A 14684-nucleotide genomic window follows, 5' to 3' on the forward strand; every position below is an offset into this window, starting at 1 on the left:
ATAAATGGACAGATCGGATGGAGATCTGACCACTCTTCAGAAAGTTGGCTTATTTATTAAAATCCCTATTCGAATCCACTAATTTTAAGACAGTTTAGTTCCTAAAATATTCCTACTTCCATGAAGATCATCTGCATTGGCCGAAATTACGCGGCACACATAGAAGAACTCAAAAACGAAAAACCGGGTAATCCTGTCGTCTTCCTGAAGCCTGACACGGCGCTATTGAAAAACGGAGCCCCTTTCTTCTATCCGGATTTTTCAAAAAACATTCATCATGAGGTAGAATTAGTGTTGAAAATCAACAAAGAAGGCAAATACATCCAGAAAAAATTTGCCCACCGGTATTTTGAAGAAATCGGTTTGGGGATTGACTTTACCGCCCGAGACCTACAGGATCAATGCAAAGCCAAAGGTTTACCTTGGGAAATTGCCAAAGCGTTTAATGGGTCTGCCCCCATCGGTGAATTCCTACCCGTAGCAGACATTGGAGCTCTTGATAATTTGGATTTTCATTTGACCATCAACGGCGAATTACGCCAAAAAGGAAATACCAGCCTGATGCTTTTCGATTTTGGAACCATTATCGAATATGTATCGCAGTTTTTTACTCTGAAGAAAGGTGACCTCATATATACGGGGACCCCAGCTGGCGTCGGCCCAGTCCAAATCGGAGACCATCTAGAAGGATATATTCAAAACCAAAAAATGCTGGACTTTGAAGTTAAATAAGGCTTTACCCTCCCTTCTTTTTATCTTCTTCTTTACAATCATCAGCTCTTGGTCGCAAGAGGTGATTAAAGATTATTTTCGTTCCCCAGTGAAGCCGGGAGGACGAAATTACCTTTCTGGAAATTTCTCAGAACTTCGTCCCAATCACTTCCATACAGGATTGGATTATAAGTTTGGGGGTGTCGAAGGCGAACCCATCTATGCAGCTGCAGATGGATGGGTCCATCGAATTAAAATCTCCACTTTCGGTTACGGAAATGTTATTTACTTAAAGCATCCCACCGGGCATATTACCCTTTACGGGCACCTTCGGAATTTCAACGAAAAGCTCCACCGATACATCCTTGAAAAGATGTATGAAGCACAGGTTAATGAATTGGAACTCTATCCGGAACCGGGAGAATTACCGGTAAAAAAAGGTGAGCAAATTGCTAATGGAGGAAATTCAGGGAGTTCAGGCGGCCCTCATTTACACTTTGAAATCCGTGACAGTTTAGACCGAGCCATGGATCCTTTACAATTTGGTTTCCCGGAAATCTTGGATAATATCCCGCCAACCCCTCAGACCATTGCTTTGGTTCCTTTGGACATCAACTCACGCATCAATGGAGAATTTGCCCGAAAGGAATTCAGTTTGGTGAAAAATGGCTCAAACTACTCCATTCCCCAAACCATTGAAATCACGGGACGTGTAGGACTGGAAATTCGGAGTTTTGATCAATTGGATGGGGCAAGCAATCGAAACGGTTTCCCTCATTTTGAGCTATGGAAAAATGATTCCTTGAACTTTTCATTGACCGTTGATAAAGTAGATTTCAATTTCACCCGTCAATTCTTACTTCACACACATCAAAACCGATTTACAAAACTCTATTTCCAACCGGAGTTAAAATTCGACTACTTTTTCCCAAAAAAACCAGAAACCGGTCATTTGGAAGCAGCAATCGGGGAAAAGTCCAACTACCAACTTCGGCTTCGGGATGCCTATGATAATGAGCGGAAAATCAATCTTACCCTTTTGGGGAAAGACCAGGAGTTTTTTGTCAATTTACCTACTCCCCCACAACGCGCAGAAATCGAATATTTAGGCAATATTCTGAAAATTACAGCTCCAACCAGTAATCTGGGAGGGTTGGCGCAGTTTTATGTTGGAAGTAAAATATTTGAGATGCTTCCAGCCTATCAAGACGAACAAATGCGCGTTTACCTGTGGGATATGCGTTTTGGAATCCCAGAAGAAGTTGACCTTTGCTCGGAGGTGCTCATTCCGGAGGTAAAACAGCGAATCCCCTTTGGAGAGGAACATCTTTTCGCAGAAAAATCTGTTCAGATTCGCCTTTCAGAAAGTACCTTATTGGAGGATTTATATTTGAGGATCAGCGAAAATGGGTCTTCTACCAATCCAAGCCTTCAAATCAACGATAGCGATGAATATCTTTGGAATTCCATGGAAGTTTTATGGAATATTTCCAGCGGAAATTTTGATAAAAGCCGAACACATGTTTATCAACTGAGTCCAAGCGGAAGAAAAACATTTGTGGGTGGAACTTGGGAAGATGCATCAATCCGCTTTTCCACCAGAAATTTTGGTACTTTTACTCTTGCTGAAGATAAGACTGGTCCTATCATTCGTCCAGCTAGAATCAGTCGCGAGGAAATTCGATTTACGATTCGAGATGAACTTTCGGGAATCAAGAATTTTGAAGCGTATGTGGATGGAAAGTGGGTTTTAATGCGATATGAACACAAAAAATCCCTGATTTGGTCCGAGACCTTGGACAAACAACCTTTGACTGGTCAAGTTATACTAAGGGTAACAGACCAAGCTGGAAACGTCAGCGAATGGAAAGGAACCATTTCTTGATAATTTTAACTAAAACCGATTAAGCTATGTCACTAGAAGTTGGCCAAATGGCACCTGATTTTGAAGCAAAAATTGAAAGTGGAGAAACTATCAAACTTTCTGATTTCAGAGGTAAGAAAGTGATCCTGTATTTTTATCCTAAAGACAATACGCCGGGTTGTACGGCTCAGGCTTGCAACCTTCGGGACAACTATGAGGCATTACAGGAAGCTGGTTATGTCGTTTTAGGAATCAGCTCTGATTCTGAAAAATCCCACCAAAAATTTATTGAAAAGCAATCTTTACCTTTCTCTTTGATTGCAGATGAGGATAAAAAAGTCCATGAACTCTATGGCACTTGGGTAGAAAAATCCATGTATGGACGAAAATATATGGGAACTGCCCGAACCACTTTTGTCATTGATGAAGACGGAAAAATCGCCGAGATTATCGAAAAAGTAAAAACAAAAGATCATACTGCACAAATTCTACACTAACCCCCAGCCACATGGAAAAATTAGCTATTGAACAACTTCAAAAAATCTGTACGCAGTTGCGACGGGATGTACTCCGTATGGTACATGCTGTTCAATCTGGCCATCCCGGAGCACCCTTGGGTTGCGCAGAGTTTTTTGTAGGCCTTTATTTTGACAAACTTCGACACAATCCGGATTTCAATATGGATGGAAAAGGCGAAGACCTATTTTTCTTATCCAATGGTCATCTTTCAGCCGGATGGTATTCTGTTTTGGCTCGAAGCGGCTATTTCCCCATTGAGGAACTACGGACATTTCGAAAAATTAATTCCCGCCTCCAAGGACATCCTGCTACTGAAGAAGGACTACCAGGGATTCGAATTGCCTCCGGTTCCTTAGGACAGGGGCTTTCTGTTGCTATTGGAGCAGCTCAAGCCAAAAAATTAAACGGAGACGATACCTTAGTGTATGTCCTGATGGGCGATGGCGAATTGCAAGAAGGCCAAGTATGGGAAGCAGCGATGTATGGCGCTCATTATGGCGTAGATAATCTAATTGCTACTGTCGATTACAATGGACAGCAAATTGATGGCCCTACTGAAAAGGTCATGGACCTCAAAAACCTCAAAGCCAAATGGGAAGCCTTTGGTTGGGAAGTCAATGAAATTAAAAATGGAAATAACCTTCAGTCTGTTTTGGATGGATTGGAAAAGGCAAAGTCCATGACAGGGAAAGGCAAACCTGTTCTCAACCTACTTTATACTGAAATGGGTTATGGGGTAGACTTTATGGTCGGCACCCATAAGTGGCATGGTTCCCCTCCTAATGATGAGCAACTTGCAAATGCCTTGAGCCAATTGGAAGAAACGCTTGGTGATTATTGATTTCCCACACAACAGAAAAGAAGATGAGCTTAGATTTAAAATTCACATATACTGAGAAAAAAGATACCCGTTCAGGTTTTGGAGATGGGTTTTTGGAAGTTGGTCGAAATAATCCTGATGTCGTGGGATTATGTGCCGATTTGATTGGATCCCTAAAAATGGGGGCTTTTCAAAAGGAATTCCCGGATCGTTTTTTCCAAACAGGAATTGCCGAAGCGAACATGATTGGCTTGGCAGCAGGAATGACAATCGGTGGAAAAATCCCCTTTGCCGGTACCTTCGCCAATTTTGCGACAGGCCGGGTTTATGATCAAATTCGTCAATCTGTCGCCTATTCGGAGAAAAACATCAAAATCTGTGCTTCCCACGCAGGATTAACTTTGGGTGAAGATGGGGCAACCCACCAAATTTTGGAAGATGTAGGTATGATGAAAATGCTTCCAAATATGACGGTCATCAACCCTTGCGATTACAATCAGACCAAGGCGGCAACCATTGCGATTGCGGATCACCATGGCCCGGTTTATTTGCGCTTTGGAAGACCTAGCTGGCCAATTTTCACTCCTGCTGATCAGAAGTTTGAAATCGGGAAAGCTTGGAAGATGATTGATGGGAAAGACGTGACCATTTTTGCCACGGGACATTTGGTATGGGAAGCAGTGGTTGCAGAGGCAATGCTTCGGGAAGAAGGAATCCATGCAGAGGTAATTAATATCCATACTATCAAACCCTTGGATCAAGAAGCAATTTTGGAATCTGTCGCGAAGACAGGCTGCGCCGTCTCTGCCGAAGAGCATCAAATCAATGGAGGTCTGGGTGACAGCATCGCCCAAACCCTGATTCTTCATCATCCAGCCCCTTTGGAATATGTTGGCGTGTATGATCAATTTGGAGAATCCGGCACCCCAGCACAATTGTTGGAAAAGTATGGTTTGAATGCTGAAAATATCGTCAAAGCTGCCAAAAGAGCTCTTGAACGAAAATAGAATTCTTCCAAATCGGAAATAAATAATTAAAAAACCACGGATCTTTTGTCTGTGGTTTTTAGCTTTTAATCCAAATCATGAAACTTTCAGACCAGCTCCAATTAGTTCCGGTACAAGCGAAGGATCAAAGCATCCTTTTCCAGCTAATGGAGACTATCTACAAATCTGCCTATTCGGATTTTTGGGAGGATGGTGGAGATTGGTATTTAAATCTGATATATAATCCTATACAAGTCGAAAAAGAATTAGCTCGGAGTCGTTCTCACTATTTTTTTGTGGTATGGAATGATCAACAAATCGGAATCCTCAAGTACGATTATCCCTTTTCTCCTAGAGAAGTGGCTATTCCCAATGCCATGAAACTGCACCGACTCTACCTTCATGAGGATTCGCATGGAAAAGGAGTTGCTAAACAGTTACTCCATCATTGCGAATCAGAGGCTAAAAAAGCAAATCTTGACTTCATCTGGCTAGAGGCCATGAGCAAAAAGCCCCAGGCTAAGCGCTTTTATGAAAAAATAGGATTCGAAACCATCTTTCAATACAGGCTTTCATTTGATCTCCTTCTCCCTCAGTATCGCGAAATTGAAATCATGAGAAAAAGGATAAGTTGATCCATTCTACTATTTTTAGACAAATGCTTTATTCACATGTTCTTTTTAATTCAATTTTTACGATTAAGCTTGATTTGGTTTTTAGTCAGTGAAAACCAGGAATTTTCAACAAGCAAAGATATTTCTGACAGCAAAATTTTAACTGAAAGCGAAATCAATTTTTCGCAGCAGGAAACAGATGAACTTGTGGGGGTCTATTTTATGCCTTCATGGAACACCTCTCCTGACCCCAATGTGGACCGAGATAGCTTTTGGTCTTGTTTGCAGGATCCGAAAAATTGCGCCAGTCTTCAAAACCCAGGAATTTGGGGACCTAGGGGTAGAATTTATAATCGAAAATATCCCTACGAAGGGCCCTACTTAGATCGAAAACCGATCAAAGAATTAAAAGGATTTTATAAACGGACCGATCCGGAAGTAGCCCGCAAGCAACTACAATACATGAAGGCATATGGCATAGACTTTTTTGCTTATGACTGGTTTTTCGGAAGGCATTATTACTATCACTTATATTTTGGACCTCAATCAAAAATCTACTATCCAGAAGGTTGGAAAATCGATCCCAATCGTGATGGCCGGGTTGCCGTCCCAGGGCTGGTGGAATGGGAGGATCAATTAGAGGTCTTACTTGCTGAAAATGCCAAACTCCCCAAAGATCAGCAGCTAAAATTTGCAATCAATTGGTGTGATGATAGCCATGAGCGCTGGATGCTATGGTTGAAGGTGGGTTCTCCGGATGAATTAGCTAGAAAAGCGAATTATTCGGGGGAAAAACCAGACCGTGAACTTTATATCAAAGTTCATGAAAAAATCACCCAGCTCTGGATCGATCAATACTTCAGCAGAGGTGATTATCTAAAAGAAGAAGATGGAAGACCCGTAGTCTACTTTTATTTCCCTCAAGATGCAGAATCCCGAGCTGCTTATTACGGCTTAAGTCTTAAGGATTTATTGGATCTTTCTCAAAAAACAGCCAAAAAAGCAGGGTTTCCGGGAATCAAATTTATCGCTGTAACTGCCGGCCCCATGTTGGAAAGAGAACGTGCTTACGGCCTATCTACTAAATGGAAGGCAAAAAACCCCAATCGTCCTTGGGAAGGAGGTACTTACCAAAACCGTCTACTTTTACAAGAATATGTCCCCAGACTTAAATCCATGGGATTCGAGGGCATGACCGCGTATGTTTACCATAATTTCTATGAAAAGGATAACCGTTCTTATGCTGATATGCGGGAAACCTATCGGGGACATTGGAAAAAATGGAATGAAGAATTTAAAAATGACCCAAAATTCGAATATCAGGTTCCAGTAGCCATGGGATGGGATATGCGACCTGCAGGAGGAACTTGGCCACAACAAACAGGATTTCCCTCTGAGCCTTACAAAGATCGGGTGCATAGTGATAAAGCCTCCTTTACCGCGAAACTCAAAGAAGCCCAGCAAGTTTCAAGATCCTACCGTCCTAGTAATGGAAATACTGTGATGATTTGCTGTTGGAATGAATACCTTGAAGGAAACTACATCGAACCCACAGAAGGTCATGGATTTGATTACTTAGAAGCGATAAAATCCGTTTTTGGGAACAAATAAAGGGATACCACCGGTTTCATTCAACTTATTGATTAGCATATAAAAAGGGAGCATAAAAGCTCCCTTTTTATCTATTTCAAGTTCAATTTAATCTTTTGAAATCAAACCCGCTTTTATAAGTTGATCTACAACAGTTTTAGAAAAGGTTTTAGAAAAGGTTTCAATGGAAGACGGATTGGTGGCTTCAGATTGAGAAGACCATATCAACTCTTCTGTATTTGCATCATACAAGTTAGCTTCTAGGTAGTAATTTTTATCTGTGGTGTAATATCCTGGATCATACATTACAGGATTGTAATAATTGTAATAACCCCAGAATCTACCATAGTACCCATATCTCATCGGTGCGTATGTTGTAGTACCAGGAACATAACGTGTTTCATTAGTCTGATCCAATAGTGCTACCGTCAAGATCGCATCATTGCCATTTTCTCGAATTTTAGCTATGACCTGATCTTTATCGACTCCATTGGATCGGAATCCAGGAGGTAAAATATCGAAACTACTATTAGCCTCAATTCCTTCTGCAAGGAGAAGATTATCCAAATCCTGTTCTACGGTTTGTCTTGCCAATACATTGTCTGTCAAAGCCGTAACAAAAATTTTGGAATAGCCTTCGGCTGGTTTGTTAGGACTGGTCCAAGCGCCCAAAATTTTCACACTTGGAGAACAAGAAGCCAATACTCCCACAAGTAAGGCTGAGAGAATAAATGATACCTTTTTCATGATTTTAATTATTAATTTTTAAGAAGAGTAAATCCACTGCACTTTGAATGGTTTCCTCCATATTTTTCTGTTTTTTGGGCAGGGCTCGGTCAATTGTACCAATCCAAACTGCTTCATCTTCACGATTATCCACCAAATGCATGGTCAAGCTTCCTTCCTGATAAGTGTTTACAGGTACTTCCCGTACTGACCAGGTATAATTTCGCTGACCCGTGTACATGAAAGGATCCGTATAGGGGTTGGTTGTTCGGGTTTGTACTTTTTCTTGAACGGAAATTCCCAAGTTGATCTGCAAATCCGGATTATTGGGATCGAATTGAAGACCGCGTTCCTGCATTTTGGCAGTGATCGCATCTTGGATCTCTTTGATATTGGTTTCAAAGTAAGGGCCTGGATTTTCAGGTCCTTTCACATCATAAAACCCAAAGGTCTTGTATTCGCTCAGTTTAAAATCCTCATAGACGCCTTTTGGTACAATCACATATTTTTTCCCAGAACAGGCAATCATAAGGATTGGCACTACTAATAGGAAGAGAAATTTTGTTTTCATAACAAAGATTATTTAATGATTATTTCAAGAATACAATACCCACATTTATGGAGAGGTTTGACTGCCCATTCAAATTCGAAGTTCCGAAAGAGGAATAATACTTCGCTCCTAATTTAAAACCAACCGATGGAGATGGTTCTAAAATGATTCCAACTTCTGGTCTAAGCGCAAATTGCCAATGGGTATCTTCAGAAGTAAAAATACCCATATCTACCCTTCGCTTATTCGCAATAGTTCCCATTCCCAAGCCTGCATATGGTTTTACCATTCCTTCGGTGATTGGGAAATAAGTCCCTGTCGCCAAAATTGGATAGGCATATTGATAGCGATACTGAATACCGGATAAAGAAGCAGTACCCTCCGTATAAACTTTATTTTCCTCTCGCTTATAAAGCGTAGTATGTCCTAATTCGCCACCAATAGCAAAATTACGCTTGGTAAAATATTGATATTCGATCGAAACACCTCTCACGGACACTTGATCAATAAAATCAGCAGTATTTCCCATTGGGATGCTGACAGGTATTTGAATGGTGAATGCTGAAGTTTGTGCATTGGCAAAACCAAACGTTCCAACCAATACCAAAAGTGTCAATAATGATTTATAATTCATGATTATTTTTCTAAGTATGGTGATTGAGAAAATGCTTGATCAATTCCCCTCGTAATCCGAGTTGCCACTTGATCCTTGGAACCTTCCAATAATCCATTGATTATCGAAGACCATTGCACAGGAATCTTATCAGCTGCACTTTGTCCTTCTGGTTGTACCATTTGAATAAATACCGAACCTGTACGGATTCGAGATACCTGTGGCGGGTAATAGCCGGGATAATACCATCCCCAACCTGGGCCCCAACCTGGATACCACCAGTTCCAATACCACCAATCGTAAAAAAAGAAAATTTGATCCGTCTGAAGAGCCGAAGGCAAAAGAATCAAATCCGGATTAGCCGACTTGTCCACTTCTCTATAGCCCAAAGCATTCATATTGGAGCGGATGGAATTAATAATGGTGGCGGAGTATACCGGATCAATAAATTCAGGTTCATATCCGGGTTCTCCTTCCACCAACTCGGTCGTAATTTTGATTACTTTATCAGGCAAAGAGTAGGTTTCCTGACTTCCAAAATTAAAATCTGCATTATGGTTGGTATAGACGATGTCCAACTCATCCACGTATTCCGGTCCATCTGGAACACAGGCCAAAGTAGATAGGGCCATTAAAATTCCAAAGGGCCAGGAAGTAATTTTTCTTTTCATATAGTTACTATTTTTTAATTGAGAGCAAGAAAATTATTTCCCTGCCATTCTAAAAACAAGGCCACCTTCAAATCCAAATTGATACAAGGTCGAATAAGTGGAAAGCCCAGCTCCGGCACCTCCTGTGCCAAAATAAAAACCTCCCCCTACACTTTGAACAGCTGAGAACAAGGAGGCCTGAAGTTTAAGTGCAACATTTTCTGCCAGCCAAAAATTGGAACCACCGCGAATATTCCATCCTAGTTTGGTTGCTGTACTACTGTTACCATTATCTGGGTTTTTGATAGAGAAAATCCCTAAACCAATTCCTGCGCCAACAAATGGTTCCACAACATCATTCATAGGGAAATAACGATTTCCATTTACCATAACCCAATTCAAGCCTAAATCAAAATCAGTATTTTGAATATCTCCTCCCAAGAATCCACCATCCGCATACCTTGTGGGAGCATTGGTGTTTTGGCGTAGGTATTGAATTTCTACTCCAATTTCTGGAGCTGGTTGATATTCAATTCCCAAACCCCATCGGAAACCATCTTGAACAGTACCCTCATAAAACGAAGAACTTGAATAATAGGAATTAAATGAGTTTTTGAAGATATACCCTGCATAGGTATTAAATCGGATAGACTGAGCCAAAACCATCTGGCTGCTGAGAAACAATAAAATGAATAAATACTTTTTCATAGAAGTAGTTTTAGCTGTTGTAAAATCAAACAGCGGTCTTTTGATTAAAGATACAAAGGTACCTGCCAAGAATTACTGTTTTTATTTATTAAAATGGTAAATGATAGTTAAAAATGCATTTTTGATGAATCTTGACAAAAATTTCACCAAAAATTAAGCTTAGGCTTTTAAATCTAAAGACTTAGAATATGCAGAAGGACTCATCCCTTTAAACTTTTTAAAAGCCGAAATAAAAGAATTGCGATTATTAAAGCCACATCCAAGTCCCAATCCTTCTAGAGTTAAATTTTGAAGATCCCCGTTCTTTATCCGCTTACAAATTTCCTCCACTCTTCTCTCATTGATGAAATCCGAAAAACTGACTCCCACAACACGGTTTAAATAGAGGGTCAATAAATAATTTGGAATATCAGATCGTTTGGAAAGCTCGGAAATGGTCAATCCATTTTCCAAAAAGACTTTATCCCTCTCCATGATTTTTTCAAGCTTTTGCTTTATTTCTGAAATCCTTTCCTCATCTAGCAATACAGGATTGGACTCTTCAATCTCTTTCTTGGTAACAGTTTGAAGTTTATAATTAAACTCATCTAAACCATATAGCACTTTAGGGAAGAAAAATATAATCATGGAGTTGATTAAAACCGTCAAAGAACCCGTGAAATGCAGTAAATCAAACCCTAATTGAGGGCTTCCAAACTGGTTTAGAATAAAATATGGTAAGAAAAGAAGCATCCAAGCGACCATGAAAAAGCGCATCCAACTCACCCAATCTTTGCCGAAAGACTCTTTGCTTTCCTCAAACTTCTTGGCAAATTTATGGATAAGCAAGGCGGAAAAAGCCCAATAAAAAACGATCTGAAAAGTCCTCATGATCGTGTAGAAATTTGCAGGGAAAAATCTGCTTTGATTGTAGTAAACGAAGACTGCAGGATTGTCAATTTCCGCCTGAATCAAACCTAATTTCTCTTGAGAAGTGATTTGGAAAAAAATCGGAAAGAAATCAATGATATAAACCACCACCGGTAGAAAATGTAACAAATCCAGCAAACTTATCTGTCTTTGTTTGATGATTAGCCGGACATAAAGAAAGGTCAAGGGTGCAAATAAAAATCCTGCCACATTGCCTGTTCGATAAAGATCAGGGAAAAGAGAGAAATTACCGGAATCAATCAAATAAACAATAAAAACCCCGTAAGTTAATACTAGATGGGAAAAACCGAATAAAACATTAGGGCGATACTTCTTATAGCCGTACCAAAGGACTACTACTCCCGAAAAAAGACCAAAAAAAACAGATACTAGATAGATTAAATTTTTTATTTCCAGAGGAAGCATTAATACAGGTCAGGCTTGAACTGGGGGTAAATATAGATAGATTTTCAAAACCCAATCAAAAAGAAAGGACATGGTCTAAGCATGAAGGAAAAATTAGAAGAACGAAAACAACAAGTCAAATCTTGGATTTTTTAGATCCTGCCTTTTAAAAATCACTCAACTAATTAACAACTCCATTGATATGTCTTCAAAAAAAATTTTACTGAATATATCTTGTTCTAAAGACAAGTTTTAAAATTACAAATTCTTGAAGTTTATGAATCCACCCGATCATTTTCAACAAAAAGAAAGGTGTTATAAGAACCTTGGATGAAAAAATACTTCTTATTAATTTTTTCGGAACCCAGGAAACCTCCAATTCACATTTACTAAAAACTGGCTTCTCTTTCCAAAAACACCCATTTCTGACCGAAGCATCCAATTTTTATTGAATTGATATTGTGCGCCCAAAATCATATTGAAAGGAACCGTAACTTCTTTCTTGATTTGGTAATCAATGGTGGTGGTACCTGGATCTATTCCATTCCCAAAATCCTCTAGTTTTTGAATAATTTGTTTTACCACTACTCGTTGAGCGGGAGGAAGTGTATCCGCCCATTCATTGAGCTGATTAATAACATTTCCTTCTCCAAAGCCTGGAAAAACATCGGCAATGGTAATCGAGCCTTGTGTATCATTTTTGATGGATTGGTAAAACGTACCAACCCAGACGGATAAATTTCTTTGTGGATTGGAAATGGATGGAACAGTATGCCCAACCCGTAAGCTCGAATTGAAAGCTGGAACTGGCTCGACGACAACTTCTACATCCACGAAGTTGAAATTATTATCCCATGCCACCCATACTGGACCCGCAGACCCGGTGAGGGTAGCTCCTACCCCTAAACTGGAGGCCTTGAATCTCTGTGAAGTCTCAAAGCTAACTGGAGAAACTAAATTTACATCCGTTTGGGTAAAACCTCCTCCAATGATTCCATATACATTAAGAAAAGGTAAAACCCAAAGGTCAGGACGCATGGTAAATGCATTCGAATTCGCAATAACAGGACCAAACCTAATAAATTCACTCAAATCAACTTGCTCTCCTCCATTAAACCCAATTAAGGTTTTGGATATTGTGATTTCTTGTCTTTGTGTGAAATAAATGGCGCTTGCACCCCAGGCATAAGGAAGGTCATAACCAGCAGCGTAAGCCTTTTTCCCTAAAACCGGAAAAGCGTATGGGTAATTACTATTTTTTAGGCTATCAAAATATTCCTCGTAAATCGGATTAAATATTTTCTGTGCACCTTGTGCATGAAGCCTGTCTGGTAAGGTTAATAAAACCAAGGATACCCAAACTATAAACTGATATTTCGACATTCTAAATAAGTGGATTAATCTTTTACCCAAAGTCTTTTGTTAAATGCAATCCCAAAATTCCAGGAATCGTAAATCTCTTGTTTGTTTTCATAAGAAAGGTTCAAGGCTATTTCAAAATCCTCGGTGATTTCAAAGCTATACTCCGTTCCCAATTTCCAGAAAAACAGGTTTTCATTTCTTTCATATTCCCAACCCGGACCGGCATAAAGCGACCAATGCCGCTTAAAATGATAATGCAGGACAGGAGCAATTGAGAGAGGATAGCTTCTTTCCAATAATGCCCCTTCAGATTCCACTTCAAAGCTTTGGAGTTTGATATCCGCTTGAATGGCAACTGACCACCTTGGATTAAAAAAATAATCAACATCAAAACCCCAAGCTGGAAGGATTGCTACTTTTTTATCTCCTTCAATCGCATTTGGAACATGAGAATTTATAGTAACGAGAGCTACCCGAATTTGTGGGTGGAACTCCTCCTTCCCCATATTTTCCTTTTCTTCTTGACCCCATGCCCAACTGGAGAAAGAGAGAAAAATAAGCCCGAGAAAAATAAATCTCATATTAATTCGGATACATACTTGACCAATCCTTGGCCATATCCACCACCAACCATCCTCTAGTTGGTGCCTCAATTAAACCTCGCTTCAGATTTCCTATCGATGAAAGACTATCATAAGCAAATTCACGTTCTGCATCAGTATGGTGAATATATACTCCCAAACTTGGTCCTTTTCCAGAAGTGGTGTATTCCAGCATTTGGAAATCTCCATCTGAATTCCCAAAAGCCATTACGGGACGTTTGCCAATATATTGATGAATCCCTACCGGTTTGCCGGCTTTATCATTGATCAAGTTTAATTCAGGAATCTTGACAATAACATTTTTCCCGTCCACTTCTTGATAGGCAGCATTAATGGAAGATCCGACCACTTGATAAGGAGGAATCCCATAGACTTCTTCAGCCCATACTCGGAGAAAATCAATACCGCCACCTGAGACAATAAAAGTCTTATATCCATGGGAACGTAAATAATCCAGTAATTCCAGCATTGGCTGGTAAACCATATCCGTGAACTTCAGGCCAGTTTGCGGATGCTTTGCTTCATTTAGCCATTCTCTCACATGTGAAGAAAACTCATCCTCACTCATACCCGAATGGGAATACATTACTAATTCAATCAAACCATGTTCTCCAGAAGCCATAATCGTTTTCATGTCATCTGCCAAAACTGCCTGAATCAATTTATTTTCATTCCATTCAGGATGTTTGGAGGCTTCTTTTTTAATAAAAAACAAAGCGTAATCCAACTGAAAATAATAAGGCTTTTCTGCCCAAAGCGTCCCGTCATTATCAAAAACGGCAATGCGATCCCCTTCAGGAATAAAATCGGGACTTTGGGGATTGGTGGTTTTTTGAACAAATTCTTGAATGGTATTCTTGGCTACCCCATCATTCCAAGAGATCAATTCGTTTTTCAGGATTTCTTCGGTAGAAGAATCATTGGATTCAATTCCTGAATTCTGACAAGAAAAAATAGACAAAAGAATTACTGCCAAAGGCAATAAACTGAATTTGATTTTCTTCACGGTGTTTAAAATTTTCTTCATGATAATTAAAATCAAAGAGCCATGCGTT

At 39.8% G+C, this 14684-nt stretch carries 16 protein-coding genes; 7 read left to right on the top strand and 9 right to left on the bottom strand.

The annotated features are described in order from the left end of the window. Positions 1–120: 120 nt before the first annotated feature. The 7 genes from HWE15_RS15420 to HWE15_RS15450 all read left to right on the top strand — a co-directional run bounded on the left by HWE15_RS15420 (position 121) and on the right by HWE15_RS15450 (position 7125). Positions 121–732 (top strand): fumarylacetoacetate hydrolase family protein, encoded by a 612-nt coding sequence (locus HWE15_RS15420; RefSeq protein ID WP_290508440.1) that lies wholly within the window; start codon positions 121–123, stop codon positions 730–732. Then, entirely contained in the window at positions 719–2596 is a 1878-nt protein-coding gene (locus HWE15_RS15425; protein ID WP_290508441.1) for a M23 family metallopeptidase, read from the top strand. Before HWE15_RS15420 ends, HWE15_RS15425 begins: the two co-directional genes overlap by 14 nt. Positions 2597–2622: 26 nt before the next feature. Beyond that, a complete protein-coding gene (gene bcp / locus HWE15_RS15430; RefSeq protein ID WP_290508442.1) occupies positions 2623–3072 on the top strand; it encodes a thioredoxin-dependent thiol peroxidase in 450 nt (149 codons plus the stop codon). 11 nt (positions 3073–3083) lie between these two features. Beyond that, complete coding sequence (locus HWE15_RS15435; RefSeq protein ID WP_290508443.1) at positions 3084–3935, top strand: transketolase; 852 nt, start codon at positions 3084–3086, stop codon at positions 3933–3935. 23 nt (positions 3936–3958) lie between these two features. Further along, positions 3959–4921: a transketolase C-terminal domain-containing protein gene (locus HWE15_RS15440; RefSeq protein WP_290508444.1), complete on the top strand. Its 963-nt coding sequence runs from the start codon at positions 3959–3961 to the stop codon at positions 4919–4921. A gap of 77 nt (positions 4922–4998) precedes the next feature. Next, entirely contained in the window at positions 4999–5535 is a 537-nt protein-coding gene (locus tag HWE15_RS15445) for a GNAT family N-acetyltransferase (RefSeq protein WP_290508445.1), read from the top strand. A gap of 36 nt (positions 5536–5571) precedes the next feature. Further along, the gene (locus tag HWE15_RS15450) at positions 5572–7125 is read left to right on the top strand and encodes a glycoside hydrolase family 99-like domain-containing protein (RefSeq protein ID WP_290508446.1); all 1554 of its coding nucleotides are present in this window, start codon (positions 5572–5574) and stop codon (positions 7123–7125) included. A gap of 87 nt (positions 7126–7212) precedes the next feature. On the opposite strand, the gene HWE15_RS15455 is transcribed toward HWE15_RS15450, so the two are convergent. The 9 genes from HWE15_RS15455 to HWE15_RS15495 form a co-directional block, all read right to left on the bottom strand. Continuing rightward, a complete protein-coding gene (locus HWE15_RS15455) occupies positions 7213–7851 on the bottom strand; it encodes a hypothetical protein (protein ID WP_290508447.1) in 639 nt (212 codons plus the stop codon). A gap of 4 nt (positions 7852–7855) precedes the next feature. Then, on the bottom strand, positions 7856–8401 hold the full coding sequence (locus tag HWE15_RS15460) for a DUF4136 domain-containing protein (RefSeq protein WP_290508448.1): 546 nt from the start codon (positions 8399–8401) through the stop codon (positions 7856–7858). A 19-nt stretch (positions 8402–8420) separates the two neighbouring features. After that, entirely contained in the window at positions 8421–9014 is a 594-nt protein-coding gene (locus HWE15_RS15465; RefSeq protein WP_290508449.1) for an outer membrane beta-barrel protein, read from the bottom strand. A gap of 2 nt (positions 9015–9016) precedes the next feature. Then, positions 9017–9664 (bottom strand): DUF4136 domain-containing protein, encoded by a 648-nt coding sequence (locus HWE15_RS15470; RefSeq protein ID WP_290508450.1) that lies wholly within the window; start codon positions 9662–9664, stop codon positions 9017–9019. Between the two features lie 33 nt (positions 9665–9697). After that, the gene (locus HWE15_RS15475) at positions 9698–10351 is read right to left on the bottom strand and encodes an outer membrane beta-barrel protein (RefSeq protein ID WP_290508451.1); all 654 of its coding nucleotides are present in this window, start codon (positions 10349–10351) and stop codon (positions 9698–9700) included. Positions 10352–10510: 159 nt separating this feature from the next. Beyond that, entirely contained in the window at positions 10511–11686 is a 1176-nt protein-coding gene (locus HWE15_RS15480; protein WP_290508452.1) for an AraC family transcriptional regulator, read from the bottom strand. 327 nt (positions 11687–12013) lie between these two features. After that, positions 12014–13048 carry a hypothetical protein gene (locus HWE15_RS15485; RefSeq protein WP_290508453.1) on the bottom strand — a complete coding sequence of 345 codons (1035 nt, stop codon included), beginning with the start codon at positions 13046–13048 and terminating at the stop codon, positions 12014–12016. Between the two features lie 14 nt (positions 13049–13062). Beyond that, positions 13063–13608, bottom strand: a complete 546-nt coding sequence (locus HWE15_RS15490; protein ID WP_290508454.1) for a hypothetical protein — start codon at positions 13606–13608, stop codon at positions 13063–13065. A gap of 1 nt (position 13609) precedes the next feature. Further along, a complete protein-coding gene (locus HWE15_RS15495; RefSeq protein ID WP_290508455.1) occupies positions 13610–14656 on the bottom strand; it encodes an HAD family hydrolase in 1047 nt (348 codons plus the stop codon). Between the last annotated feature and the right edge of the window lie 28 nt (positions 14657–14684).

Origin of the sequence: Algoriphagus sp. (assembly GCF_013373065.1) — a bacterium.
GTDB lineage: Bacteria > Bacteroidota > Bacteroidia > Cytophagales > Cyclobacteriaceae > Algoriphagus.